This window comes from Enterococcus sp. DIV2379, from assembly GCF_050542965.1.
GTDB lineage: Bacteria > Bacillota > Bacilli > Lactobacillales > Enterococcaceae > Enterococcus_D > Enterococcus_D entomosocium.
Genome location: NZ_CP172938.1, coordinates 2,445,424 through 2,470,873, shown reverse-complemented (window position 1 = coordinate 2,470,873; position 25,450 = coordinate 2,445,424). Strand labels below are relative to the sequence as shown.

Genomic DNA, 25,450 nt, shown 5'->3' with positions numbered 1-25,450 from the left:
CTGAAAGGAAGACCTTACTATGAAAGAAATCGATCTGTCAAAAACGCTCTATGAACTTGTGGCACAATACCCTGAAATACAAGAAATCATGAGTAAAATAGGGTTTACGGCGATCAATCAACCAGGGATGCTACAAACTGCTGGACGTTACATGACGATTCCCAAAGGGGCTCAGATGAAGAAGATCCCCTTGGAAAGGGTTTGTCTCGCTTTCGAAAAACAAGGGTTTCTTGTGAAAGGAGCGACGAAATGAAAACTAACAGTCAAAGACAAGAACGGATCGTCGAAATACTGAGTTTGCTTCACCAAGGCGGTTCCTTTGAAGAAGCTAAACGCTTGTTTAACGAAGAATTTGATGGTGTGGATGTGACGGAGATCACTGCTGCTGAAAAAGCTTTGATCCAAACGGGGTTGGACCCTTCTGAGATTCAGCGTTTGTGCAATATTCATGCTGCTGTTTTTAAAGGATCGATCAATGAGATCCATCACTCCAATGAAGAATATGGGCAACCAGGCCATCCTGTGCATACTCTGAAATTGGAGAACCAAGTCCTGCAATCCTTGTTGACCGATGAGATCGATAGCCTCTTAGCTAAAATAAAAACCGGTGATTGGACGCCTAAAAAGCGTCTAAAAGCTGCCTGCAATGATTTAATGCAGATCGACAAACATTATGCGCGAAAAGAAACGTTGATTTTTTCTTACATGGAGAAGTACGGCATCACTGCACCGCCAAAAGTGATGTGGGGTGTCGATGATAATATTCGGGTCATGATCAAAGCGCTCAATGAGCTTTTGGCTTCCGAAAAAACTGCCTATAATCCGATTGCTGTCCAATGGGAAGCGGTCAAAAACGAAATCGAAGAGATGATTTTCAAAGAAGAAGAAATCATGGTGCCAATGACGCTGGATGTCTTCAGTCTTAAAGATTGGGAACAAATTGCGGCTGACAGTTTAGACATCGGCTTTGCCTTTATTCCAGAACCGCTTCCTTGGAAACCGAGCCAAGAAGCTCTTGAAAAGGAACAGGCGGCAGAACCCGCAAGGCAAGCGGCGATCAAACAAGCCCAAGAAACAACCGCCGGCATCGCAGCCGGTTTAGGATTCGATGAATTTCAAGTCATAGAAACGGAAAATTCGCCGCAAATTGCTGAACAGCCGACCATCTCATTGCCTACTGGTAATTTGCAATTTGAACAATTGGTGGCGATTTTTCAAACGTTGCCAGTGGACTTGACCTTTGTAGATAGTGAAGAGCGGGTGCGCTTTTATTCAGAAGGCAAGAGTCGCGTCTTTCCACGAACGAATTCGGTTTTAGGCCGTGAAGTCGTCAACTGCCATCCACCGAAAAGCATGCATCTCGTGCAGCAGATTTTGGATGATTTTCGAGCGGGCACACGGGAGACTGCTGAATTTTGGATCGATATGCGAGGCCGTAAAATCTATATTCGCTATTTTGCATTAAAAAACGAAGCAGGCATCTATTTAGGTTGTCTAGAAGTCACGCAAGACATTACGGAGATCCAAAAAATCGAAGGGCAAAGCCGTTTGCTGGATCAGTGAACAGTTTGGAGAAAGGCTGATCTGCGTCTATTCAAAACGAAGCGAAAAAAAGAAAAATCAATAAAACGCTTGCAACGTTTCTAGAAAAATAGTATAGTAAAGGCAATCAAATGGGTAGTTACTGATAATGCAGGCTATACCTTTTTACGTGTGTATGGATCCTACACATGTATTAAGGTATCGCCTTTTTTCATTTTAAGGAGGTGAGAAGCGTCTTGAAGATCAAAAAAATCTTAAACAACAATGCAGTTTTGGTCGGACAAGATGGCAAAGATTTTATCTGGATCGGTACCGGCCTTGGCTTCAAAATGAAACCAGGACAAACCGCCGATGAATCAAAAATTGAAAAAGTGTTTGTGCTTCATAAGAACAAAGTTTCCGAGCGATTTTTAAGTTTATTGTCATCCATTCCGACAAAATATGTGTCTTTAGCGGATGATATTATCTCACTTGCGAAAGCAGAAATAAAACAGGAGTTAAGCGAGACGCTGTATGTATCACTTACCGATCATTTGTATAATCTGTTCAAACTGCATGAACAAGGAATCACAGTTACGAACCGATTATCATGGGAATTAAAGAAGTTTTATCCGCAGGAATTTGAAGTTGGTAAAAAAGCATTGGAACGGATCGGACAAGAAACAGGGGTCGTCTTTGAGGAAGAAGAAGCAGGAAATATAGCAATGCATTTGATCAATGCACAAGTAACAGATGAGATTGATCAGCCAAAAGATGTCCAATCGATTGCAAAAAAGATTCGCGATATTATTTCACTTATTCGATTTTCTAACAAGATACAAATTGATGAAAACTCTTTGGCATTCGATCGATTTATCACCCATTTGCGCTTTTTTTTCCAGCGATTGAAGGCTCGACCAGATGTGGTAAAAGCAAATCCACTATTGGGACACGTAAGCGGACAGTATGCAGACGCTTATAAGACGATGCTTTTGATTGAAAAGTATTTAGGTGTTCCCTTGAACGATGATGAAAAGCTGTACTTAACGTTACACATTCAAAAGTTAATAGAGAACGAATAAAGGTTGTTACTGATAATGCAGGCAAGACTGATAATTATTCCATCAAGGAATAGTTATTTGTCTTGCTTTTTATTTTTACATTGAAAGGATGAGGACGATGGCATATCGAGAATTGGTCGATGAAATTTTAAAAGGAGTCGGCGGAAAAGAAAATATCAATGGGGTGACCCACTGCATCACAAGGCTGCGTTTTGATTTGAAACATGAGGAGCAAGCAGACACAGAAACACTGAAAAAGACGAAAGGGATCGTGACAGTCGTTCAAAGCGGCGGTCAATACCAAGTCGTGATCGGCAATCATGTGCCAGAGGTGTACCAAGAATTTGTTCAACATGCAGGATTGGCAGGAAATGATGTGGCACCTTCGGGAGAAAAGAAAGGACCGCTGGATGCTTTTATCGATGTGATCTCCAGTATCTTTACACCTGTATTGGGTCTTCTAGCTGCCACAGGAATGATCAAAGGATTAAATGCGCTATTTGTTTCTTTGGGATGGATTGAGAATACGTCAGGAACCTATGCGATTTTGCAAGCAGCAGGTGATTGTTTCTTCTACTTCTTTCCAATCTTTTTAGGATATACCGCAGCGAAAAAATTTGGTTTAAAGCAATTTGTCGGTATGGCGATCGGTGCTGCCCTTGTTTATCCAGCCTTGTCTGGCTTGACGGCAAATGCCGAACCATTGTATACCTTGTTTGCAGGAACCGTTTTTGAATCGCCTGTTTATGTCACTTTTTTAGGAATACCAGTCATTTTAATGAGTTATAGTTCCAGCGTTATTCCAATCGTCATTGCTACCTATTTTGGTGCCAAATTAGAAAAAGGCATTACAAAAATCATTCCTAGTATTGTACGGAGTTTCTTAGTTCCGTTTCTAACCGTCTTGATCATGGTTCCACTGACTTTCATTGTCATTGGTCCGATCGCGACGTGGATCGGCAATTTGTTGGGTGCGGCTGTGTTGGCGATCTATAACTTCAGCCCAATTATTGCAGGGATTGCAGTTGGTGCTGTTTGGCAAGTGTTGGTCATGTTTGGTCTTCACTGGGGGATCATTCCGATCGCAATCAACAATATTGGTGTTCTTGGTTACGACCCAGTGATGGTCTTAGGACAAGCGACTCCTTTTGCGACCGCAGGAGCTGTGCTGGCAATTATTATTAAGTCTAGAAATAATTCTATCCGGGCAATCGGGATTCCCGCATTTATTTCCAGTTTGTTTGGGGTATCGGAGCCATCCTTGTACGGTATCACGTTGCCTAGAAAAAAACCATTTATTGCGACCTTGATTTCAGCATCGATCGGCGGATTGATCATGGGTGCAATGGGAACAAAATCCTTTATTATAGGTGGGATGGGTATCTTCAGTTTACCCAACTACATTGATCCGACAGAAGGCATTGGAAGCGGCTTTTATGGGTATGTATTAGCAATCACTGTAGCATTCGTCTTATCATTTATTTTAACGATTACTTTCTTGTATGATCCGCAAGAGGATCGGCAAGAAGCGACAGCTAGTAATAACGAAGCCTCGCCTTTGATCCCAGAAGAAAGAGCAGCGAAAGAAATCACTTTTTCGTTACCATTAACAGGCATCGTTTTGCCTTTGTCGGCAGTAGAAGATCAAGCATTTGCAAATGGACTATTAGGAAAAGGCTTAGCAGTTTCACCAGATGAAGGACTGGTTCGAGCACCTTTTGACGGAGTAGTTGAAACACTGTTTCCAACGAAGCATGCGATTGGCTTGAAGTCGGAGGATGGCGTGGAAGTGTTGATTCACATCGGCATGGATACAGTGAACTTAGATGGTCGTTTTTTCGAAACAAAAGTCAAGCAAGGGGATCAGGTCAAGCAAGGAGAGGTATTGCTTACATTTGATAAAGAAGAAATTGAAGAGGCAGGGTACTCGTTAGTGACGCCGATCGTCGTTACGAATACTTCCGCATACTTAGATGTGATCGCTGATGATAATCGAGGGGCGATAACGATCGTCAAGTAGTCGCAACGACCAAGAAAAGGAAAGAAAAGAAAGAAGGAAAGAATGCTATGCGAGCAATTATGCTGATGTTTGATACGCTGGCTAGAGATTTTTTATCAAACTACGGAAACGATTGGATCAACACGCCAAATTTTGAACGGTTAAGAGAAAAAACGATTACGTTTGACAACTTTTATGGCGGCAGCATGCCTTGTATGCCAGCGAGAAGGGAACTCCATACAGGTCGTTACAATTTTATGCATCGTTCATGGGGACAATTAGAACCCTTTGATTCGTCAATTTTTGATACGCTGCAGCAAAATGGTGTCTATTGTCATTTAGTTACCGATCATTCCCATTACTTTGAAGATGGCGGTGCCACGTATCATAATCGCTATTCCACATGGGAAGGATTTAGAGGGCAAGAAGGCGATCGATGGGTTCCAAGAAAACAGGCAGAGAATCATCCACCGCTGAATCCGTTAAATAAGAGTGGTATTTCTGTGGAACAGCATTTTGCGAATCGAACACGGCAAGCAGTAGAAGAAGACCTGTCCACGGTTCAAACGATCCAAGCCGGCTTGGATTTTTTGGAACAGTACAAAAATGAAGATCAATGGTTTTTGCAAGTCGAATGTTTTGACCCCCATGAACCATTTTATGTGCCAGAAACCTATCGCAAATTGTACCAGGAGACACCAAATGAATCACCTTACTTTTGGCCAAAATATGGTCGTGTAACAGAAGACGTTGGCGAGCAGGATTTGATTGAGCTGCAAAAAGAATACGCAGCGTTGATCAGTATGTGTGACCATCACTTAGGACGAGTGCTGGACTTTATAGAAAAAAATAATATGTGGGAGGATACCTTGATCATTGTGAATACCGACCATGGCTTTTTGTTAGGGGAACATGACTGGTTAGGAAAAAACGTCGCACCGATGTATGAAGAAATCATTCATCTGCCCTTTTTCATCAGTTACCCACAAGCTGAATCGGGAACCCATACTCCAGTATTGAGTCAAACCATCGACATTCCTGCAACTTTATTGGATTATTTTGAAATTGAGAACACTTTAGATATGGATGGCAAATCTTTGCTACCTGTGTTGAAAAAACAGCATTCGCAACCACTTCATCAAGAAATTATTTTTGGCACAAACGGCGGTCATGTCAATATATACGATGGTCGTTATGTGTATATGCGTGCATCGGTTCACCCTTCGAATGGACCAATCACCATGCAGACGCTTAGTTATGCTTCATTGCGAGGTTTTTTGAATAAAGAAGTCTTAGACAGTATGGTCTTGAAAGAGGGTAATCGATTTACAAATCATTTTCCATACACAGAAGTCGAAGTTTCCACCTATATCGATTCTTATTCAGTGGGCCACTTGCTGTTTGATTTAAAGAATGATCCAAAGCAATTAACACCGCTTCATGACCCACTGATTGAACAAGAAATGATTCAGAAATTGATTAAAGTAATGGATCAGATTGAAGCCCCTGAAAGCGAGTATCAGCGTTTAGGTTTAAGCAATAGTCAGAGGCAGACAATCGAACGAAAGAAATAAAGAAGTGAGGAACAACAAATGAAACATATCTCCGTATTGATCAAGCCAGCATCCTCTCTTTGCAATCTGCGCTGCACCTATTGCTTTTATGCCAACGTCAGTTCCTTGCGCGAAGTGCGTTCCTTTGGCAAAATGAAAGAGGATGTAATGGAAAAGATGATTGCAAACATCTATGCAGACTTAGAAGCTGGCGATCATTTGACGTTGGCATTTCAAGGCGGAGAGCCGACGATGGCAGGGCTGAGTTATTTTAGAAAACTAACGGCTTATGTTGCGGCGCAAAAAAAGCGAGTGACAGTACACTATGCGATCCAGACCAACGGCATGGTGATCAATGATAAATGGTGTCGTTTTTTGAAAGAGTATCGCTTTTTAGTCGGGCTGTCGATCGATGGGCATCCGCTTGCGCACGATCGGCATCGATTAGACGCCAAAGGGCGGGGGACCTTTGCGCGGGTTTTGCAGACCAAGCGATTATTGGACGCTTATCAGATCGAGTACAATGTCTTGTGCGTGTTGACAAATCCATTAGCAAAGGAAGCCCAGCGTGTGTTTGATTTTCTCAAGGAAGAGCAGATTGCCTTTGCACAGTTCATTCCTTGTTTGGCTGATTTGGATGCCACGTCAACGAACGACTATGCCTTGACACCAAGAAGCTTTGCGCACTTTTATCAGCAGCTGTTGGCGTTTTGGCTGCAGGAATTGACACAAGGGCGCTACCTAAGTATTAAGCTGTTCGATGATTTACTAAATCTATTGGTGCGGCAGCAAGTAACTGCCTGTGGGATTCTAGGCAACTGCCAAGTGCAGTATGTGATCGAAGCCGACGGCAGTGTCTATCCTTGTGACTTCTATGTATTAGATGAGTTTCGCATGGGCTATATCCAAGAGCAAACGTTGCGGGAATTGTTTTCTCAAGACTGTTCGCAGCAGTTTTTGTGCCAGAAAAAAGACATGCCTTCGAAGTGTACGCAATGTCCTTTCCAAAAAATGTGCCGAGGAGGCTGTAAACGAATGAAAGATACAATGTACGTGGATAGTGAGGGGTTTTGCGGCTATCAGGAGCTGTTAAAAGACTTCACACCCAGAATCAATGAGATATTGGGGCTGTTGCAAGGGGTGAGACAATGATCGGATTGATTTATTTTCTCGTGATCGTCTTAGCAAATGCCGTAGGTGCAGTTTCCGGCATGGGTGGTGGTGTATTGATCAAACCGATTTTCGATTTTATCGGCGCCCATTCTGTTGCTGCGATCTCTTTTTACTCGGCGACAGCTGTCTTCACGATGTCTATCGTTTCGACAGCTAGACAATTAGCCAGTGGACGGAAAATCAATTGGTCGATTGCCTTGTGGGTTTCTGGTGGTGCTGTGTTAGGCGGTGTTTTAGGCAATGTTGCCTTTGAACAGCTATTGCTGGTTTTTCGAGACGACAAGATGGTTCAGCTGATCCAAATCCTTGTGACCGTGCTGACACTATTGTTTGCTTTTTTGTATACAAAATATAACTGGCGCGGGTTTGCGTTGGAAAAAGTCGGCTGGTATGCAGCTTGCGGTTTGATTCTCGGTTTTCTAGCCAGTTTGCTGGGGATCGGCGGCGGACCCATCAATGTTTCTTTATTGATGTTGCTGTTTGCCATGCCGATCAAAGAGGCGACGATTTATTCAATTTGTACGATTTTTTTCTCGCAGCTGGCAAAAATTTTGACGATCGCTTTTTCGACAGGTTTTGGTGCGTATGATCTGCAAATTTTGTGGTTTGTTATTCCAGCCGCGATCGTGGGAGGACTATTAGGCGCCAAGGCCAGCAACGTCCTGTCACCGCAGCGAGTGACACTGGTATTCCAAACCGTGATCGTGCTGGTGTTACTGATCAATCTGTACAATGGCTATCAATTATTGTAAAAAGGAGGCAAACAGATGCCCACGATTCCAGCAGGAACTTATCGAATCGGCACGAATACGATGGACGGCTTTGCCGAGGATCTTGAGGGACCGCAAATCAGCCTCGACAGCCCAGCATTTGCCATTGATGCCACGACGGTGACGAACCAAGCTTTCCAAGTTTTTGTGGAAGCAACAGGATATGTCACAGAAGCCGAGCGCTTTGGCTGGTCGTTCGTTTTTCACTATTTTTTAAGTGAGCAAACGAAACACCGCAGTCAAAAGGTACCGAATATGGCTTGGTGGTACGCGGTTAGCGGCGCAGATTGGCGTCATCCTGAAGGACCTGATTCAACGATTGCCCAGCGGATGGATCACCCAGTGGTTCAGGTGTCTCGCAACGATGCGATCGCCTATTGCCAATGGGCAAAAAAACGCCTCCCGACAGAAGCAGAGTGGGAGATCGCTGCAAAAGGCGGGACAAGTTTTGAAAAATATCCTTGGGGAAGGGAATTTTTGGCAGAAAATACCTATCATTGCAATATTTGGCAAGGAGAGTTTCCAAAAAGCAACACGCGAGCAGATGGCTTTGCCAATACAGCGCCAGCGAAATGGTATGAGCCCAACGGCTTTGGTCTGTATCAAGTGATCGGCAACGTCTGGGAATGGTGCGTCAATCCTGCCCGCATCCCGTTGACGCAGTTTCAACAACAGACGGGACAAACCTTTTGGATAAGGAATCAAACACAAGATGATCAAATGTATGCGACTCGCGGCGGTTCATTTTTGTGCCATGAATCCTATTGCAAACGATACCGAATTGCCGCTAGAAATGGTAATTCTGGGATGTCGGCAGCCAATAATTTAGGGTTTCGGTGTGTCAAAGACTTGGATCAGTAAACCGATAAAAGCAAAAGTGGCACCTATTCACAGGGATAGGTGCCGCTTGTTTTATTGCCATTCGGATTGATAATTTCCTTTGAGATCATAGACATAATTGATCTCGGTTCGATTACGAAGCCCATTTAAACCAACGGTCCAAGTCCATTCACCTTGGAAGCCGTTTAAAATGACGATGCTGACGCCAGGAACATAGTGATCTAGCTGAGCTGCTCGTGCCTCAGAATCCTTGATGATCTTGGGAATGACGCCCCAGTCGATGGCATCAAAGGCAATGGTATCTTCCATCGAAAGCTCGATCGTATCGTCGTCTTTTTTCCATTTGGTCAACAGATTTTCTGGGTAATACCAATACTCGTCTTGTAGGCCTGTGTTTGGATTGATCACTCGCGCAACTGCATAAATGCCGCTTTTTAGCGGGACATTGCGGATGTGAAAACTATAGCTGACCAGTTGCAGCTCTTTGTCCTTGAATGAAGATTGATTTGGCAGCGCCGCCATAATTTCTTTGGCACTGGTTTCTTCTCGAAAGAGTTGGCGGTCTACAGGTAAAAAGGTGGAAACTACGCCAATACAAAAGAGAATCGCTGGTAGCAAGAGCAATGAGAATAACCAGTAAAATGGCGATTTCTTGTGTTTTTTGAGGCCGATGATCAGACCGATCAAAAAGACCAGCAGGATCCCTGCTACCCAAAAGTAGGGGAACAAACGAATGATCTGATGCCTGGTTTCAACGACTTGGTATTCATTCAGACCAAACCAGTTTTCCGCGATGGTGAGGTTATTTAAAACAATAATTCCGCCAATAATACTTAGAATAAATAAGAAAATCAATAGCAAAAGCATCCGACCAAGTATCCGACGTATCAGCGAGGGTCTAGTAGGTGGGGTCATGAGTCACGTCCTTTTTATATTTTCGAAAATAGTAGGTTAAATACAAGAGTAGTACAACTGGTGTTTTTTTTCAATGATTGTAGACAAAAAAACTACATCCACAGATGCGACCTCAAAAAGTTAGACCAAAAATCTAACTTTTTTGGGGTCAGCACACCGCAGATGCAGGTTTTATTTAGTCGAGTGTTTGTTGGCGGGCGATAGCTGGAAAGAATTTTAGGCTATACAATGCGCTGATCCCAACTAGAATATAAATGACGCGGGCAATGATTGACGTGCTGCCGCCGGTGATCGCTGCGACAAGGTCAAACTCGAAGGCGCCGACCAGCAGCCAATTGATCCCACCGATGATCAATAGTGTCAGTGCGATCCCATCAAATGTTTTTAACATAGGAAACTCCTCTCTAGTTGTCGCCCCATCAACGTTCATCGTCGGTGATGGTGACATCTTTTTCTTTCTCACCTTCTTGATTGCGATCATTATAGATATAGACATGGCGAACGATTTTAATCAGCGGACGAATGGTCAAAAAGACACCGCCGATCAAATAGGCGATCGTTCCGTAAATCGCAGGCAAGCTAGTTAATGAAACGATACTCCCGAAAATATAAAACAAGCCCGTCAAAATATCATTCGTAAGTGAGATCAACATGTAGCGATTTTGAAAGTAGATGCGAAAGCGACTTGCCTTGATGATCACATCTTCTTCTTTTCCCGGATCGAATTGATGTTCACTCCGTTTGATTTTTGGCATAGGTGCCATCACTGCTCCTTTGTTTGTGCTAAGGTTTCAAGACAACTTTGATGTTCTTGTCTTCTTTTTTGTCAAAAATCTCATACGCTTTGGCAGCATCTGCTAAAGGCATCGTGTGGGTGATGATCTGTGACGGGTCAAACAAACCGTCCGCGATCATATCATAAATTTTTGGCATCAAATGGATCACAGGTGCTTGCCCGTGTTTGACATCAATGTTGCGCATAAAGAATTCTTGCAATGGATATGAAGAAGCAGGTGTCATGTAAACGCCAGTGATTTGGACGGTACCAAATTTTTTGACTGCCTTGGCGGCCATCTGGATCGGTGAGATTGTTCCACTTTGCAAGCTGACTAGATTTTTGGCTTTTTCTTTTACGGGTTCTAAACCATCCATCCCAACACAGTCGATGATCACATCAGCGCCACCTTTGGTCAGTTCATACAATTCATCGGCACTAGTAGCCAGATCATCCAATTGGAATGTTTCGACTTGATTGTAGCTGCTGGCTTTTTCTAAGCGATGAGCAACAGGGTCCACGGCAATCACCCGCTTAGCGCCTGCCATCACAGCAAATTTTTGCGCAAACAAGCCAACTGGTCCTGAGCCTAAGACGATCACGGTATCATCTTTTTTGACGCCGGCATTTTGGACGCTCCAAAATGCTGTAGGTAAGATGTCAGATAAAAACAATACTTTTTCATCAGGGATCGTTGATTCAGGTACGATAAACGAGGTGAAATCTGCGAACGGTACGCGCAAGAATTCGGCTTGACCGCCCCAGTGGTTGCCGTTCATTTTTCCAAAACCGAATAAGCCGCCATACAATGTATCTTCTGAAGAATTGTCGCATTGACTTTCCATCTCATTTTGACAAAAGTGGCAATGGCCGCAACCGATATTGAAAGGGATGACGACGCGGTCGCCTTTTTTTAGTTTCTGTACTTGACTGCCGACTTCTTCGACAATACCCATTGGTTCGTGACCAACGACATAGCCTTCTTCCAAAACCGAGCCGCCATGGTGGTAAAGGTGGAGATCAGAGCCGCAGATTGCAGTTGCGGTGATTCGGATGATCGCATCCGTCGGTTCTAAAATCGTTGGATCTTCTACACGGCGAACGTCCATTTTTTGATTTCCTTGCCAGGTTACTGCTTGCATCATTTTTCCTCCTTGTTTGTTCAGATAAGTTCGGACAATCACTAATTTTTCCAACAACATGTTTTTACTTTTCAGTAACAGATAAGTTAATTCTGCAAGGATTTTAACGATTTGACAACGAAAACGCTCAAAACGGTTGATTAGGATTTTTCTTCATCAATGGTTTAAAAAAAGAAAAACAGATGATTTGCTAAAAAAGTGAAAGCGTGACACTATTAAAGTGAAGCATGCATGTGTTACGAGTATCTACTGGAACCTGCATCAACCAGTGACAAGAAATGAGGAGGGATGATCATGGATCTAACGATTCGAGGAAAAGCTTCCTGCACCAATTGCAATGAAAACTTTGATGGGAAGCTAGTCGTTCATTTACAAGAAGACAGCGAGGGGCAATTAACCATGGTACCACCGTTGGAAACGAATGAATTGGCAGAAGATGAAATCGCTATTCATTATACTTACGGGGAAGTGAAGGAAGCCATCGAAGGAACCTTCGTATGTCCAAACTGTCAGACAGAAAATGAGGTTCGGATTGAAATTCCGACCGAGCTATTAGATGGCTCAATGAATTGAATGAATAATTAAATTGAAAAAGCTCTCTGTTCCTTGAACAGGGAGCTTTCGTTATTTATTGGTCATTGGTTTATTTTGTTCCATCAATGATTTGGACATTGAAGTCTCGTAAGATGTCGAGTCCTTGCGACTCGTGATTTTTACCGGCGACTAATGTTTTATTGATGGTGAAATCAGCGTCAGGAAAGGCGCTTTGGATCTCGATCGTATTGGAAAGGACGCAGATGTTGGTTTCAACACCGGTGATTTCGATTTTCTTTTCTTCTTCAGGCTTAAATAGATTTTTCTTGATGTCGATCAAGACTTCAGGTGGAATACTGTAATAGTATTTCTTGACGACTTTTTCATTTTCGAGAGGCTTAAGTTCTGGGATAAGCTGCAGGGCAGCGGCTTCTTCATCAGGCGTTCCTTTGACTTCGATTGGGATGTCGCGGGTGTGTAAGATGTACTCCCCATTCGCCCGCGCTTGTTCTAGGCGCTTGGCGATTCGTTTGACGAGAGCGGCGCTATCTGGCACATACGCTTCGTTCTCTTCATCGAGAATTTGGTTTTGCATATCGACAATGACTAGCATGTGGTTACTCCCTTTCTATAAACATCGTTTTTCAAATGATCTAACGAGAGGTTGAAAAATAGGTGCTATTTCTATGATGCCCCACTTTTTTTAAATTTTCAAAGAAAACGCTCTTCTTATCGTGAAACGGTAAAAATGTTATTTTTTTATTCGAATAACGATGCTTTTTGTTTGCTGAAAAGAAGAAGTAGTGATAGCTTTTAAATAGTACATTAAAAATAAATGAAAGTAGGTTAGGTAAAATGAGAAAGTTATTTTATATGGGGACTTTGCTTTTTTCAGTTGGTGTACTGGCGGCAGGATGTGGCAATAGTGAAACCGCTGATTCCTCGGGGAATGAGTCAGCAGATGGCAAAACGACGTTGGATTTTTGGTCCTTCTGGGGGTCTGGTGCAAGACAAGAAGTAATTGAAGAAATTATTGATGATTTTAATGCGTCACAAGATAAAATCGAGGTCAAATACAGCTACCAGCCTTGGGGCGATATTTGGACAAAATCACTGTCGTCGATCACTGCTGGTAATCCGCCTGATGTTATTGTACAAGATATTAATTCTGTTGCTCAGCGGGCAGAAGCGCAGCAAGCAACAAATTTAAGCGAGTATATCGAAGAAGGCTTTTCTGATGAATTTTATCCGCAATTATGGGATACGGTGGAGTATGAAGGGGATGCGTATGCTGTTCCTTTCAATACAGATACGCAAGTGATTTTCTACAACAAGACACTCTTTAAAGAGGCAGGTATCAGTGAAGAGCAACTGCCCCAAACGTGGGAGGAGTTAGAAACAGTTGCTCGTAAATTAGATGTCAAAAACGGTGATGACTTTGAGCGGATCGGTTTTTACCCATTGTGGAATTTAGGCGCCGATGTGTGGGCCTTGAATGCCGACGATGGCGTCAGCTGGTTTGACAAGGATGAGAACGTCAAAATCGATACAGACAACAAAGTGGAAGCGTTGGAATGGATCTTAGACTGGCAAGAGTATTATGGTCAAGATACCATCAATCGGTTAGAAGCTGAATTTGGTTCAGGTGTTGCCGATCCATTCATTTCTGGATTAGTGGCGATGCGTGCGCAAAACATCAACTACTACTCAAGTTTAGCGGAAAATGCACCGGATGACTTTGAATTTGGGGTCATTCAAATTCCTGAAAAAGAAAGTGGTTCTGGTCACTGGTCATGGGGTGGCGGGTTCGTCTTAGAAGTGCCATACGGAGCCAAAGATCCTGAAGCGTCCTATGAGTTTATCAAATACTTGTCGACACCAGAAGTTCAAGAGAAATTTGGTGAGAAAAGCTTTGATATCATGGCGAATCGAACAGCCAACGAAAACTTGGTCAACAACGACAATCTAGATGAAAACGGCCAAATGATCTACCAAATGGCAGATGAAAACTTTGCCAATACGGTGATCACACCTGTACCATTGACAGCGCCTGATTTCAGCAGTCTTGTCAATGAACAGATCGACCAAATCATGCTGGGCAGCAAAACACCGGCTGAAGGGTTGGCAGATGCGCAAAAAGCGGTGGAAGATCTTGTTGAGCAAAACAAATAAACCTCAAAACGAGCGTTTTTAAAAAAGAAGGAAAGTCCAGTCGGTTAGCGGACTGGGCTTTGCTTTCTGCTTTGCGAAGCGGACATGTTTTCTTGAACAAACAATGAGTAAAAATAGAATGGAGTGGAAGGAATGCCAAAGAAGCGTTCAAAAAGTAAACGGCAAGAAGCTCTTTGGGGCTACTTCTTCGTAGCACCATTTTTGCTTGGGTTCGTGGTGTTTATGTTAGGGCCCATGCTGTTTTCCTTCGTAGGAAGCTTTACCGATTACAATCTGACTTCGAAAATGAATTTTATCGGCTTTAAGAACTTTACCCGCATGTTTACGCAAGATACCCTGTTTTGGAAATCTCTCTATAACACGGCGTATTTTGTACTCTTCAATGTTCCCTTAACCACGTTGTTCAGTGTCTTTCTAGCCACGTTATTGAATCAAAAAATCCGCGGAATCAGTTTTTTCCGAACGACCTTTTACTTGCCAGCGATCCTTTCAGGGGTTGCCGTCTACGTCTTATGGATGCAATTATTATCTCCTTCCGCAGGATTGATCAATACCTTCTTGAGCTGGTTCAATATCAAAGGTCCAGCGTGGCTGTTTGATCCCGAATGGACGAAACCAGCGTTGATTTTGATGAAGATTTGGAGTTCGGGGGGCGCGATGCTCTTGTATCTAGCTACCTTGCAAAATATTTCACCGACGCTGTATGAATCGGCTGAGATCGATGGGGCGGGAGTCTGGGCGAAATTCAAAAATATTACGATCCCTTTGATCACGCCAATCATCTTCTATGATGTGATTACTTCAACGATCGGTTCTTTTCAAATTTTCCAAGAAGCATACGTGATGACCAAAAATGGTACCGGCGGTCCTGCAAATTCGCTGCTCTTCTATAATTTGCATATGTGGAACAAAGCCTTCGTCGCCTTTGATATGGGCTATGCGATGGCCATGTCGATGATCTTGTTCTTGATCGTCTTAGTCTTGACCTTTATCAATCTCAAGCTGGCACCACGCTGGGTTCACTATACCGGAGGTGGCAGCTAATGGAAATGACGACAAAAACACGAAGCAAATCAAGCCAACAGCGAGTCAAAAAAATCATCAGCTATGTGGTGATGTCGATCATCGGGATCGTGCTGCTGATCCCGTTGCTGTGGATGGTCTTTACGTCATTGAAACCGATGGAGGAGATCGTGCGCTACCCGCCGACCTTTTTCCCAGAAGAAATCAATCTTGGCAATTATTTGGAGACTATCAACGCCTTTCCATTTTGGCAGTATGCAAAAAATACGTTATTCATTACCGTCTTAGTGGTCTTCGGGAATGTCTTATCAAATTCCTTCATTGCTTATGGGTTTGCAAAATTGGCCTTTCCAGGAAAAAATCTGATCTTTGCCCTCGTCTTGTCTACGATGATGATTCCTGGCTTTGTGACGATGATCCCGCAATATGTCTTGTTTTCCAAAATCGGCTGGGTTGGCACCTATCTGCCGCTGATCGTTCCAGCGTTTTTCGGCAACGCCTTTAACATTTTCTTGATGCGGCAGTTTTACTTGTCCGTCAACAATGAATTGATCGAAGCCGCTAAGATCGATGGCGCCAATCATCTTTATATTTGGAGCCATCTAATGATCCCATTGACGAAACCCGCGCTGATCACGATTGCCATCAACTCCTTCAATGGGGCGTGGAATGATTTCTTAGGACCATTACTGTATATTCAAAATCAAGAAAAGTACACGCTGCAGATTGGCCTGCAAGTCTTCCAAAACCAATCAACGACCCAATGGAACTACTTGATGGCAGGAGCAACGCTTGTGCTATTGCCGACGATCTTGCTATTCTTCCTCGCACAACGCTACTTTATTGAGGGAATGGATCTGACGGGAGGTTCCAAAGGATGAGAACAAAAGTTACCCCGCAACGCTTGAACCAAGCGCTGTTGACTGGCATCAACTGGCTTCCGCATTTACTGGTTTTACAAGGCATGTGGCTGTTGTATTCCTTGCCTTTGATCACCAGTACCACCGCTAGTCGAGCATTGATCGAGACGTTGACGGAACTGCGGAACGATGGCTTGGAGGCAAGCAGCAAAGCTCGTTTTCAGCAGGCATTTCATCAACAGTGGACAACAAGAAAAGGGCAAGACCGTTTGCTCAGTCTATTCTTCCTGCTGCTTTTGGCGGACAGCTTTATCTTTAGCCGTTTGCAGCACCCGCTGTTTCAGATCGCTAGTTACGCGTTAGCGTTCACCTTTGGCTTGTTTTGCTTGGTCTTACTTTATCAAACGAGGCTGCTTCACACCTATCCGCAGCAGCCCAGCTCATTGTTTTATAGTTTTTATCAGTTTGCTCGTTCACCCAAACGAGTACTGGCGCATCTTTTAGCAACAGTGACGCTTGTCTTGACCTTTTTGCTGTTTGGTCCAGTCTACTTATTGGTCTTAGGAATCAGCACCTTGTATTTAGTCAATGTCGTGCTCTGTGACCAAGCGCTCAAATAGAAAACAAATGGGTATCCCGAAACTTCCTTAGTGAAAAGCTAAGGAGTTTCGGTTTTTTTGTGAAAAGAAGGTTGACAGGGCCAAAAATTATGCCTATGCTGAAGGTAAATTTAGTAAACAGTAAACAGATGAGGTGCAGCTATGGCAAGTATGAGAGATATCGCGAAATTAGCCGGGGTGTCGATAGCAAGTGTTTCTAGAATCCTTAACAATGATGAAACCTTCAGTATCAATGAACACACGCGTCAACGAGTCATTGAGATCGCCAACCAAATGAATTATTCAAAAGAAAAAAATCAACCCCATTCCCGTGAAGTCGGCGACCAAAACACGATTGCCATCATTACCCGCCACGATCGAGAGTCGGAAAGAAACGATCCGTATTTTATGATGATCCGCAATGGGATCGAAAAAGAAGCGGCGAAGTGGCGCTTAAAAACGATTCGGGCCTTTTCCATGCGGGAGCCTCAAAAAGATTTGGCACAATTGGCGAAGTATGGCGCAGTCATTATTATTGGAGAGATGACCAGCGATGCTTTGGCAGAGATCAGTCAGCAAAATGCCAATATTATCCTGGTGGATAATTATAGTGAAGCACCCAGCTACGATTGCATCCAAACCGATTTTGCCCAAAAGACTCACCAGATCCTCACGTTGTTAAAAGAGAAGGGCCATGAGAATATTGCCTTTGTGGGCGGTGTTGCCAGCCGAGTGACGATTTCTGGCGAAGTCGTTTACGATGAACAAGAGATTCGAGCAGAAAACTACCGCCAATGGATGCTGCTCAATAAATTGGAAAAGTTCACAACCGTGCTGCAGGGGAAATGGTCACCAGAGACTGGTTTGCATTTTGGTCAGCAGATCGCGCAAATGAATCCTCGCCCCACAGCGATCGTCGTTGCCAGCGATCCTATGGCTGTCGGGGTTTACAAGGCACTCGCTGAAGCGGGGCTATCGATTCCTAAAGATGTGTCAGTCGTTAGTTTTGATGATATCGAAATGGCGCAATTTATGACGCCCGCACTGTCTTCCGTCAAGATGAAAGCTGAAGAGATGGGGCAGATGAGTGTCGAATTAGCGAAAAATAAAATCCTTGGGGTGCGGACGATGCCTGTTCGCGTCGTTTGTGGCAGTGAATTGATCATTAGAGAATCGATTGCCGAAAAAGATCAGTGACGTCTGATCTTTTTTTATTTTAGGGGTTGTGTAAACATTAACTAAACAACTATACTGATTGTAGTAAACGTTTACAGTTAAAAATAAAGGAGAAAACGAAATGAAGTTTATTGATAAATTAGCCGAAAAGATGGTGCCTTTTGCTCAGATCATTGCCAACAACAAATACTTGTTAAGTCTTCGTGATGGGTTTATGGTCGCTTTTCCTGCAACAATGTTTGCGTCAATTATGATTATTATTCAAAATCTGCCTGCTACTTTCGGACTCTCGGAAAAACTTCCAGAGGGATTCATCACGTTTCTAAACGACTTTTTTGGTCCTATCGGAAATGCAACCATGAGTATCACCGCTATTTTCGTTGTTTTTGGGATCGGCTATCAGTTGGCTGGCAAGTATGGACAAGCCAAATTATTTGCGGGTGCCATCTCACTGTCTTCGTTTTTGATGCTGCTGCCTTTTGGCTCATCCGAAGAGTTAGGTACAGTGATCCCCTTGTCGAAATTAGGGGCTGAGGGAATGTTTGTTGGAATCATCACGGCCATTATCGCTACGCAGATCTATTGCAAAATCAGTGCGGCTGGGCTGACGATCAAAATGCCAGATTCGGTTCCGCCAATGATCGCAGAATCATTTGTCGCCATCATTCCTGGTGCGGCACCGTTGTTCCTTTTCAATTTGATCCGCTACTTGTTCACCTTTACTTCATGGGGCAATGCCGTTGATTTCGTTTATGAGATTTTGCAAAAACCATTGATGGGCTTAGGCGGTACGTTGCCAGCAGTACTGATCGCCGTCTTGTTCACCCAATTCTTCTGGTGGTTTGGGATTCACGGGACACTAGTGGTCAATGCGGTGATCGATCCAATCATGAATGCGTTAGCGATTGAAAACTATGAAGCTTACAAAGCAGGGGCTGAACAATTGCCCCATATCATTAACACTACGTTTATGGGCGTGTTCGTCAATCAAGGAATGCAGCTGGGGATCTCGATTACAATGGCCTTCTTTATCGCTCGTTCGATTCGGATGAAAAAATTAATGAAGACGGTGATCGCGCCATCTGTTTTCAACGTATCTGAACCGATGACCTTTGGTTTACCGATCGTCTTGAACCCGATCGCTTTTGTCCCATGGATCTTAGCGCCATTAGCCAGTACGACGATCTCTTACTTTGCGATCGCCGCAGGCTTGGTGCCACGACCAATTGGAGCAACGGTGGTTTGGACGACCCCTGTTTTCTTATCTGGTTGGTTAGGCACGGGTTCTGTTGCCGGCGCAATCTTACAGTTAGTGACGGTTGCCGTAATGACCTTGATTTGGGTGCCATTCTTGATCGTAATGGATCGCGGGTACTTGAAAGAAGAAAAAGCAGAAGCGGCATTAAATGAACAAGCGGCATCTGAGACGATCAATCAAAGGGTAGAAGAAAGATAAGCCCAGAAACGTAAAGGAATGCAATAAGCGCATCCTTTAGAAAGGAATTTGTGATGAGAACCGATACATTGTCTTGCAGTTATCAAATGAATACCACACCTACGGACTTTTCCCGTGTGTTATTGGCGGAACAAGAGAAATTCTTTCTAGCCAAACAAGCCCAAGAACCGTTCGGGGAAGGTTGCCGTATTGAAACGATGATTCAAACCAAAACCGCTCCGCGGATGGTACCAGCCGTTATGACGGTCAAAAAAATTGCCGCGGATGCGCTGTGGCTTTGTACGACCCATGAAGAAGGAGTGATCGATCAACGGTATAGTTTTGCTCCAGGACGAAAAGGGAAGCTGCAAGTCACGTATTCGGAACAAAGCCGTTTTGAGCAGCAGAAAACAACCTACAGCTTTATGTTGGCGGCGCTGTTTTACAAATTCTTTTTCAATCGTGGTGTCAAAAAACGCTTGCGTTATCTTGAAGCAGCTTGTTAACGAGCAGGGACAAATGAAAAAAATGGGGAAAATTGAGGATAGCAATGATAGAAATAAAGAACGAACAACTCTTTCACTTATACAATGAAAAAATCAGTTATATCATAAATGTGTTACCAAATCAGCAACTGGGTCATGTCTATTTTGGGCCATCTCTAGGCACACTGGCGCCGTTTGATCAAGCGTACCTTGAGAAAAAAGAGAATAAATCGGCAGGAACCGTCAAATTTTTTGAAGCAGACAATCTTTTTACCTTGGCAGACCGTTTTCAAGAATTGCCAACGTATGGGACTTCTGATTTTCGAGAAGGGGTAGTGTCGGTTTTTGAGGAAGAAACCCCACTTTATGTTGATTTTAAACTTGTGGCTTTTCACTGTTTTGAGGGCAAAGAACGAAAGCTGGCGCAACCAGCCAGCTTCGCGGCTGCCGATGAAAGCCAAAGCATCGTCTTTGAATTAGTAGATCAAGAGCGGCAGCTGGAACTGGCGATCACCTATACGATCTTCAAAGGATCAGGTACCATCACGCGGCAGCAAACACTGACCAATACGGGGAGCAAGCCTAGAACCATCCAGCGCTTTTTGAGTGGTGTCTTGGAGCTGAAAAATCGCGATTTTGAACTGCTGCATCTTTCAGGCGCCTGGCTGAAAGAACGGCATATCAAGACGGTCCCTTTGACCCAAGGGACGATCAGTGTCGGCTCGTTAAAAGGAGCGTCTGGTCATCAGCACAATCCTTTTGTCGCCTTAAAAGAACAGCAAGCCACCAATAACACTGGTCACGTCTACGGTGCCAACCTGATTTATTCTGGTAACTTTTTGGCGCAAGCAGAAATGGATGAATGGGACAACGTTCGATTGATGTTGGGGATACATCCTGAACATTTCAGCTGGCAGCTTTCACAAGGAGAAACCTTTGAAGCGCCGGAATGTCTCTTCACCTTCACCGCTGCTGGCCTGAATGGTTTGAGTCAAGAATCCGCCCAATTTATCGAAAAGCATGTGATTGCCCCTTATTGGCAAAAGCGGCAGCGGCCGATCGTCTTTAATAACTGGGAAGCGACTTATTTTGATTTTAATGAAGAGAAGCTGTTGACCTTAGCCCAAGAAAGCAAGGCGTTAGGGATGGAGTGCTTTGTGCTGGATGATGGTTGGTTTGGAAAACGTAACAACGACCGCAGTTCATTAGGCGATTGGGTGGCGGACCCTGCCAAATTTCCAAAAGGAATCGGGTCTTTTGCTGAGAAAATTCATGCCATGCAGCTGCAGCTGGGGATTTGGTTTGAACCGGAAATGGTTTCGCCAGATAGTCAGTTGTACCAAGAGCATCCTGAGTGGGTAGTCAAGCATCCTTATGAGCGGATCTCTGTGGGGCGCGGGCAATACGTGTTGGATTTTGCCAATCCAGCAGTGGTTGAGGCAATTTTCGAAGCGATGCAAAAAGTGATCCTTGAAACCAAGCTGGATTACATCAAATGGGATATGAACCGCAATATCACGGAAGCTTACTCTCCTTACTTAGCGGAACAGGGAATTTCTCAGACGGAGTTTTATCATCGTTATATTTTAGGCCTTTATCGCTTATATGAAAAAATCTTAGCGGCGTTTCCGACCCTTTTGATCGAAGGCTGTGCTGGCGGCGGGGGCAGATACGATTTGGGAATCTTGTTTTACAGTCCGCAGATTTGGCCTAGTGATGATAGTGATGCAGTGGAACGTTTAGCGATCCAAAGCGGAACGTTGTTAGGGTATCCGTTGTCCTCCTTCAGCAATCACGTGTCGGCGGTACCAAACCACCAAGTCGGCCGGGCAACTTCTTTAGCCTTTCGGCAAACCGTCGCAATGTTTGGGCCATTGGGGTATGAACTCGATCTCTTTCACTTGTCTGAAGCTGAAAAGCAGGCGATCAAATCCCAAATCGTTTTTTATAAAAAGCAGCGGCAATTGCTGACCTTTGGCACTTTTTATCAGCTGCAGCAGTTGGAACATGCCAATGAAAAAACTTGGGCGGTTCATGATCCGCAAAACGAAGAAGCATTGGTTGCTTTCTTTCGCGTGTTGGCACAAGCCAATCCGACGGCGGAAGACTTTTTGCCCGCAGCCTTTCTCGATGGCCAACAGGTGTATCAGGTCAATGGCGAACCCGTTTCTGGTCAGCTGTTAAGGCAATTAGGGTTGCGTAAACCCTATCAGTTTAATGCCGTCAACCATGGAACGGCGCAAGTCACTGGCGATTTTCAATCATTTGTATACCATTTACATGCCAAAAAAGGAGCAGAATGATGAGCAATCAATTTTTTGATCAGCAGTTTATGCATGGCGGGGATTACAACCCCGATCAATGGCTGGCTTATCCAGAAATCTTGCAAAAGGATCTTGCTTATATGCAGCAAGCCCATGTCAACACCGTCACATTAGGGGTGTTTGCTTGGAGTGCCTTAGAGCCGCAAGAAGGCGTTTATCAGTTTGACTGGTTGGATCGTGTGTTTGATCAGATCCATGGCATCGGCGGCAAAGTCATTTTGGCCACTCCTAGCGGTGGACGTCCGCAATGGTTGAGCCAAAAGTATCCCGAAGTCAATCGGACCAACGCCCAAGGGCAAAAACATACCCATGGGTTTCGCCACAATCACTGTTACTCTTCACCGATCTATCGGGAAAAGGTAACGCAAATCAATCAGCAGTTGGCAAAACGTTACGGCAAGCATCCGGCATTAGCCATGTGGCATATCTCCAATGAGTACTCTGGTGAATGCTTTTGTTCCTATTGTCAAGAAAACTGGCGCAGCTGGCTGCAAAAGAAATATGGTGATTTAGCCACGTTGAATCATGCCTGGTGGACTTCTTTTTGGAGTGGTACGTACTCCGATTGGTCGCAGGTTTTACCGCCTTCGCCTCTAGGAGAACACAAAGTGCATGGCATGGATCTTGATTGGAAACGATTTGTTACAGATAGGACGATCGATTTTTATTTGCATGAATGTACGCCGATTCGCCAACTGACACCGGACATTCCTGTGACGACGAATTTTATGGCGGAAGGACATGCTACCCAAGACTTTATTCCTTTGGAAGGCATTGACTACAGCAAGTTTGCTCGTCATGTGGACATCGTTAGCTGGGATAGTTACCCTGATTGGAACAACAACTTTGAATCTTTGGCAGCGACAGCAATGAAATCTGCCTATGTGCATGACCAGTACTGGTCTTTGAAGAAACAGCCCTTTTTAGTGATGGAATGCACGCCGAGTTTTGTTAACTGGCATTCCTTCAATAAAGCGAAAAAGCCTGGTGTCCATCAGTTGAGTGCCATGCAGCAGATCGCTCACGGCTCAGATAGTACCTTGTATTTTCAATGGCGCCAATCCCGCGGCAATTCAGAAAAATTCCATGGGGCAGTCGTGGGACATGATGATTCCACGGAGAATAGGGTCTTCAAAGAAGTTGCGGCTTACGGCAAGCGCTTGGAAAAAATCAAAGAGATTCAAGGAACCACAAGAAAAAAAGCAGTGGCGATCCTTTTTGACTGGGAAAGCAACTGGGCATTGAAGCGAGGCGGCGGGTTTGGTCGACCAACCAGACGGTATCCGCAAACGTTGCAGGAGCATTATCGTTATTTCTGGGAACAAGACATCGCTGTCGATATTTTGACGCCAGAGCAAGATTTTTCTGACTATCGGTTGGTGATCGCTCCGATGCTTTACTTGATGACCTCGGAGACGATGGCAAAACTTTGCCAGTACACGGAAGCTGGTGGTACCTTGATTTCCAGTTACTTTAGCGGCATGGTCAATGAAACCGACCTGTTGTATCTGGGGGGCTTGCCACAGCCGTTGCGAGGGTTATTAGGCATCAACGTGCTGGAGCTGGAAACTCTTTTTGACACTGAACACAATCAAGTGGTTTTTCAAGGACAGCCCTTTGAAACACGGGACTATTCTGCAATCATCGAAGCCGAAACAGCGGAGGTACTAGGGGAGTATCAAGCAGATTTTTACCAAGGAACCCCTGCGATCACCAAACATACCTTTGGTGCAGGCACCGCCTACTATCTGGCGGCTCGCACCAACTATGACTTTTTCGAACAGTTTTATGCCTCTTTGGTCCGTGAGCTGTCCTTGGCAGAGGAAAGGATCGCGCATGCCAATCCTGCAGTCTCGATCCAAGGCAGGATCAGTCCAGAACGAACGTACTTTTTCATCATGAATTTTTCTGAGAAAGAGCAGACACTACACTTGATCAAAGAAGTCGTTGATTTAGAGACCAATCAAGCAGTCCCTCAAACAGCAACCTTGGCGCCGTATGAAGTGCGAGTGGTTTATTTTAACAATTAGCTGACCATTGGAAAAAACGTCCCTTTCGACAAATGCAGAAAGGGACGTTTTTTTGATGAATGGTTTATCAGAAATCATTCTGGATCGGCTGCTTGGTGCTTTTTCATCCATTGAGGCAATGCGGCACTGATTTGTGTCGGCAACACGACATAGTGCTCTTCTGCCAATGCTTCGCCAATCAGGCTATGGAGATAGACAGCCGCGTGGATCGTTTCCTCTGTTTTTTCAAACTGTGCCAAAAAGCTGGTAATCATGCCTGCCAGCGTATCACCCATCCCACCAGTCGCCATTGCGGGTGTTCCGAGGGGATTTTGGGCGATGCTGCTACCGTAAATTTGCGTGCGATGGCTTTTTAAGACCACCAGACTTCCGAGTTTTTGTTGGGCTTGCTGATTGTTTTCTTCGGTCTGGTCGGCAATTGCCAGTCCGCTGAGCCGTTGCCATTCCATCTGATGCGGCGTGAAGACGACTTGTTCAGGAAAGGGGATGATCAGCGGATATTTGGCAGCCAAATTGATCGCCGAACCATCGATCACCAACCATTGGTGTTCTTTTTGGGCAGAAACGATCCGCTGCAGCAGATCAAAATTGCTTTTTCCTTCTCCTAATCCGGGACCAATCAGTAGGACGTCCGCCGATTCGGTGACCGTATCGATCAGTTCTGTTTGCTGCCAATCGACAAACATCGCTTCAGGCAAGCGGGCTTGCAGGGCGGTTCGGTTGACGCCATCGGAGATCACAGTGGTCAAACCAGTTCCCCCATATACACAGGCTTGCGCCGCCATTAAGATCGCCCCACCGAATTGGCGGTTGCCCCCTACTAAAACGGCCCGGCCAAAGGTACCTTTGTGGCTTTTTGTCGGGCGCTGTTGGATCACTTTGGATAAAATCGCAGAATCAAGTTGCACCATGCAATGACTCCTTTCGTTAATCAAAATCGAGTTATATTTATTATACCTGTTTCCTAGAAATTTCATAGAAAAGACCCATGGAAAAAGGCGCAATTTTTTTTCCTTTTTTGGTTTAAGAGTGTTATCATAAATAGCGAGAACAGAAATGGAGG

Annotated in this window: 24 protein-coding genes; 18 read left to right on the top strand and 6 right to left on the bottom strand. The window is 44.4% G+C overall.

Annotation, left to right across the window (positions count from 1 at the left end; translation table 11 throughout):
• Positions 1–19: 19 nt before the first annotated feature.
• The 8 genes from IGI92_RS11345 (at position 20) to IGI92_RS11310 (ending at position 8,938) form a co-directional block, all read left to right on the top strand.
• Entirely contained in the window at positions 20–253 is a 234-nt protein-coding gene (locus tag IGI92_RS11345; RefSeq protein ID WP_008379040.1) for a DUF1858 domain-containing protein, read from the top strand.
• Positions 250–1,563 carry a DUF438 domain-containing protein gene (locus tag IGI92_RS11340; RefSeq protein ID WP_016613614.1) on the top strand — a complete coding sequence of 438 codons (1,314 nt, stop codon included), beginning with the start codon at positions 250–252 and terminating at the stop codon, positions 1,561–1,563. Before IGI92_RS11345 ends, IGI92_RS11340 begins: the two co-directional genes overlap by 4 nt.
• Before the next feature lie 215 nt (positions 1,564–1,778).
• Complete coding sequence (locus tag IGI92_RS11335) at positions 1,779–2,603, top strand: PRD domain-containing protein (protein ID WP_225869304.1); 825 nt, start codon at positions 1,779–1,781, stop codon at positions 2,601–2,603.
• A gap of 97 nt (positions 2,604–2,700) precedes the next feature.
• Positions 2,701–4,602 carry a beta-glucoside-specific PTS transporter subunit IIABC gene (locus IGI92_RS11330; RefSeq protein ID WP_167389031.1) on the top strand — a complete coding sequence of 634 codons (1,902 nt, stop codon included), beginning with the start codon at positions 2,701–2,703 and terminating at the stop codon, positions 4,600–4,602.
• 47 nt (positions 4,603–4,649) lie between these two features.
• Positions 4,650–6,155: a sulfatase-like hydrolase/transferase gene (locus IGI92_RS11325; RefSeq protein WP_061054514.1), complete on the top strand. Its 1,506-nt coding sequence runs from the start codon at positions 4,650–4,652 to the stop codon at positions 6,153–6,155.
• Between the two features lie 18 nt (positions 6,156–6,173).
• Positions 6,174–7,286 (top strand): SPASM domain-containing protein, encoded by a 1,113-nt coding sequence (locus IGI92_RS11320; RefSeq protein WP_430607077.1) that lies wholly within the window; start codon positions 6,174–6,176, stop codon positions 7,284–7,286.
• Positions 7,283–8,059: a sulfite exporter TauE/SafE family protein gene (locus IGI92_RS11315; RefSeq protein ID WP_008379028.1), complete on the top strand. Its 777-nt coding sequence runs from the start codon at positions 7,283–7,285 to the stop codon at positions 8,057–8,059. The genes IGI92_RS11320 and IGI92_RS11315 overlap by 4 nt, the downstream gene beginning before the upstream one ends.
• Positions 8,060–8,074: 15 nt before the next feature.
• Positions 8,075–8,938 (top strand): formylglycine-generating enzyme family protein, encoded by an 864-nt coding sequence (locus IGI92_RS11310; RefSeq protein ID WP_142971532.1) that lies wholly within the window; start codon positions 8,075–8,077, stop codon positions 8,936–8,938.
• A gap of 51 nt (positions 8,939–8,989) precedes the next feature.
• Here IGI92_RS11310 and IGI92_RS11305 read toward each other — a convergent pair whose 3' ends face one another.
• The 4 genes from IGI92_RS11305 to IGI92_RS11290 all read right to left on the bottom strand — a co-directional run bounded on the left by IGI92_RS11305 (position 8,990) and on the right by IGI92_RS11290 (position 11,749).
• On the bottom strand, positions 8,990–9,832 hold the full coding sequence (locus tag IGI92_RS11305; protein ID WP_430607075.1) for a hypothetical protein: 843 nt from the start codon (positions 9,830–9,832) through the stop codon (positions 8,990–8,992).
• Between the two features lie 175 nt (positions 9,833–10,007).
• Positions 10,008–10,223: a DUF378 domain-containing protein gene (locus IGI92_RS11300; protein WP_008379021.1), complete on the bottom strand. Its 216-nt coding sequence runs from the start codon at positions 10,221–10,223 to the stop codon at positions 10,008–10,010.
• Between the two features lie 28 nt (positions 10,224–10,251).
• Positions 10,252–10,596 carry a YrhK family protein gene (locus IGI92_RS11295; RefSeq protein ID WP_005234707.1) on the bottom strand — a complete coding sequence of 115 codons (345 nt, stop codon included), beginning with the start codon at positions 10,594–10,596 and terminating at the stop codon, positions 10,252–10,254.
• A 19-nt stretch (positions 10,597–10,615) separates the two neighbouring features.
• Positions 10,616–11,749, bottom strand: a complete 1,134-nt coding sequence (locus IGI92_RS11290) for an alcohol dehydrogenase catalytic domain-containing protein (protein WP_034872378.1) — start codon at positions 11,747–11,749, stop codon at positions 10,616–10,618.
• Between the two features lie 288 nt (positions 11,750–12,037).
• Between IGI92_RS11290 and IGI92_RS11285 the strand changes: the two genes are divergently transcribed.
• Positions 12,038–12,322 carry a hypothetical protein gene (locus tag IGI92_RS11285; RefSeq protein WP_005234711.1) on the top strand — a complete coding sequence of 95 codons (285 nt, stop codon included), beginning with the start codon at positions 12,038–12,040 and terminating at the stop codon, positions 12,320–12,322.
• A 70-nt stretch (positions 12,323–12,392) separates the two neighbouring features.
• Here IGI92_RS11285 and IGI92_RS11280 read toward each other — a convergent pair whose 3' ends face one another.
• Entirely contained in the window at positions 12,393–12,896 is a 504-nt protein-coding gene (locus IGI92_RS11280; RefSeq protein WP_008379012.1) for an isochorismatase family cysteine hydrolase, read from the bottom strand.
• A gap of 242 nt (positions 12,897–13,138) precedes the next feature.
• Between IGI92_RS11280 and IGI92_RS11275 the strand changes: the two genes are divergently transcribed.
• The 9 genes from IGI92_RS11275 to IGI92_RS11235 all read left to right on the top strand — a co-directional run bounded on the left by IGI92_RS11275 (position 13,139) and on the right by IGI92_RS11235 (position 24,387).
• Positions 13,139–14,455: an ABC transporter substrate-binding protein gene (locus IGI92_RS11275; protein WP_008379010.1), complete on the top strand. Its 1,317-nt coding sequence runs from the start codon at positions 13,139–13,141 to the stop codon at positions 14,453–14,455.
• A 132-nt stretch (positions 14,456–14,587) separates the two neighbouring features.
• Positions 14,588–15,499 carry a carbohydrate ABC transporter permease gene (locus tag IGI92_RS11270; RefSeq protein ID WP_005234717.1) on the top strand — a complete coding sequence of 304 codons (912 nt, stop codon included), beginning with the start codon at positions 14,588–14,590 and terminating at the stop codon, positions 15,497–15,499.
• On the top strand, positions 15,499–16,359 hold the full coding sequence (locus IGI92_RS11265; protein ID WP_005225484.1) for a carbohydrate ABC transporter permease: 861 nt from the start codon (positions 15,499–15,501) through the stop codon (positions 16,357–16,359). The genes IGI92_RS11270 and IGI92_RS11265 overlap by 1 nt, the downstream gene beginning before the upstream one ends.
• Positions 16,356–16,958 carry a hypothetical protein gene (locus IGI92_RS11260; protein ID WP_005225485.1) on the top strand — a complete coding sequence of 201 codons (603 nt, stop codon included), beginning with the start codon at positions 16,356–16,358 and terminating at the stop codon, positions 16,956–16,958. The genes IGI92_RS11265 and IGI92_RS11260 overlap by 4 nt, the downstream gene beginning before the upstream one ends.
• A gap of 141 nt (positions 16,959–17,099) precedes the next feature.
• Positions 17,100–18,134 carry a LacI family DNA-binding transcriptional regulator gene (locus tag IGI92_RS11255; protein WP_430607073.1) on the top strand — a complete coding sequence of 345 codons (1,035 nt, stop codon included), beginning with the start codon at positions 17,100–17,102 and terminating at the stop codon, positions 18,132–18,134.
• A gap of 100 nt (positions 18,135–18,234) precedes the next feature.
• The gene (locus IGI92_RS11250; RefSeq protein ID WP_008379001.1) at positions 18,235–19,569 is read left to right on the top strand and encodes a PTS sugar transporter subunit IIC; all 1,335 of its coding nucleotides are present in this window, start codon (positions 18,235–18,237) and stop codon (positions 19,567–19,569) included.
• A 53-nt stretch (positions 19,570–19,622) separates the two neighbouring features.
• Positions 19,623–20,054, top strand: a complete 432-nt coding sequence (locus IGI92_RS11245) for a hypothetical protein (RefSeq protein WP_430607071.1) — start codon at positions 19,623–19,625, stop codon at positions 20,052–20,054.
• A gap of 44 nt (positions 20,055–20,098) precedes the next feature.
• A complete protein-coding gene (locus IGI92_RS11240) occupies positions 20,099–22,336 on the top strand; it encodes an alpha-galactosidase (protein WP_430607069.1) in 2,238 nt (745 codons plus the stop codon).
• The gene (locus IGI92_RS11235) at positions 22,333–24,387 is read left to right on the top strand and encodes a beta-galactosidase (RefSeq protein WP_430607068.1); all 2,055 of its coding nucleotides are present in this window, start codon (positions 22,333–22,335) and stop codon (positions 24,385–24,387) included. Before IGI92_RS11240 ends, IGI92_RS11235 begins: the two co-directional genes overlap by 4 nt.
• Positions 24,388–24,461: 74 nt before the next feature.
• Here IGI92_RS11235 and IGI92_RS11230 read toward each other — a convergent pair whose 3' ends face one another.
• Entirely contained in the window at positions 24,462–25,298 is an 837-nt protein-coding gene (locus tag IGI92_RS11230; protein ID WP_430607066.1) for an NAD(P)H-hydrate dehydratase, read from the bottom strand.
• Positions 25,299–25,450 lie beyond the last annotated feature (152 nt).

Bases quoted from the DNA above. Each gene is read 5' to 3' on its own strand.
- IGI92_RS11310 (WP_142971532.1), top strand. From the start codon at position 8,075: ATGCCCACGATTCCAGCAGGAACTTATCGAATCGGCACGAATACGATG.
- IGI92_RS11295 (WP_005234707.1), bottom strand. From the start codon at position 10,596: ATGGCACCTATGCCAAAAATCAAACGGAGTGAACATCAATTCGATCCG.
- IGI92_RS11245 (WP_430607071.1), top strand. From the start codon at position 19,623: ATGAGAACCGATACATTGTCTTGCAGTTATCAAATGAATACCACACCT.
- IGI92_RS11290 (WP_034872378.1), bottom strand. From the start codon at position 11,749: ATGCAAGCAGTAACCTGGCAAGGAAATCAAAAAATGGACGTTCGCCGT.
- IGI92_RS11285 (WP_005234711.1), top strand. From the start codon at position 12,038: ATGATCATGGATCTAACGATTCGAGGAAAAGCTTCCTGCACCAATTGC.
- IGI92_RS11235 (WP_430607068.1), top strand. From the start codon at position 22,333: ATGATGAGCAATCAATTTTTTGATCAGCAGTTTATGCATGGCGGGGAT.
- IGI92_RS11340 (WP_016613614.1), top strand. From the start codon at position 250: ATGAAAACTAACAGTCAAAGACAAGAACGGATCGTCGAAATACTGAGT.
- IGI92_RS11265 (WP_005225484.1), top strand. From the start codon at position 15,499: ATGGAAATGACGACAAAAACACGAAGCAAATCAAGCCAACAGCGAGTC.
- IGI92_RS11270 (WP_005234717.1), top strand. From the start codon at position 14,588: ATGCCAAAGAAGCGTTCAAAAAGTAAACGGCAAGAAGCTCTTTGGGGC.
- IGI92_RS11315 (WP_008379028.1), top strand. From the start codon at position 7,283: ATGATCGGATTGATTTATTTTCTCGTGATCGTCTTAGCAAATGCCGTA.
- IGI92_RS11275 (WP_008379010.1), top strand. From the start codon at position 13,139: ATGAGAAAGTTATTTTATATGGGGACTTTGCTTTTTTCAGTTGGTGTA.
- IGI92_RS11300 (WP_008379021.1), bottom strand. From the start codon at position 10,223: ATGTTAAAAACATTTGATGGGATCGCACTGACACTATTGATCATCGGT.
- IGI92_RS11260 (WP_005225485.1), top strand. From the start codon at position 16,356: ATGAGAACAAAAGTTACCCCGCAACGCTTGAACCAAGCGCTGTTGACT.
- IGI92_RS11345 (WP_008379040.1), top strand. From the start codon at position 20: ATGAAAGAAATCGATCTGTCAAAAACGCTCTATGAACTTGTGGCACAA.
- IGI92_RS11255 (WP_430607073.1), top strand. From the start codon at position 17,100: ATGGCAAGTATGAGAGATATCGCGAAATTAGCCGGGGTGTCGATAGCA.
- IGI92_RS11280 (WP_008379012.1), bottom strand. From the start codon at position 12,896: ATGCTAGTCATTGTCGATATGCAAAACCAAATTCTCGATGAAGAGAAC.
- IGI92_RS11250 (WP_008379001.1), top strand. From the start codon at position 18,235: ATGAAGTTTATTGATAAATTAGCCGAAAAGATGGTGCCTTTTGCTCAG.
- IGI92_RS11305 (WP_430607075.1), bottom strand. From the start codon at position 9,832: ATGACCCCACCTACTAGACCCTCGCTGATACGTCGGATACTTGGTCGG.
- IGI92_RS11325 (WP_061054514.1), top strand. From the start codon at position 4,650: ATGCGAGCAATTATGCTGATGTTTGATACGCTGGCTAGAGATTTTTTA.
- IGI92_RS11320 (WP_430607077.1), top strand. From the start codon at position 6,174: ATGAAACATATCTCCGTATTGATCAAGCCAGCATCCTCTCTTTGCAAT.
- IGI92_RS11240 (WP_430607069.1), top strand. From the start codon at position 20,099: ATGATAGAAATAAAGAACGAACAACTCTTTCACTTATACAATGAAAAA.
- IGI92_RS11330 (WP_167389031.1), top strand. From the start codon at position 2,701: ATGGCATATCGAGAATTGGTCGATGAAATTTTAAAAGGAGTCGGCGGA.
- IGI92_RS11230 (WP_430607066.1), bottom strand. From the start codon at position 25,298: ATGGTGCAACTTGATTCTGCGATTTTATCCAAAGTGATCCAACAGCGC.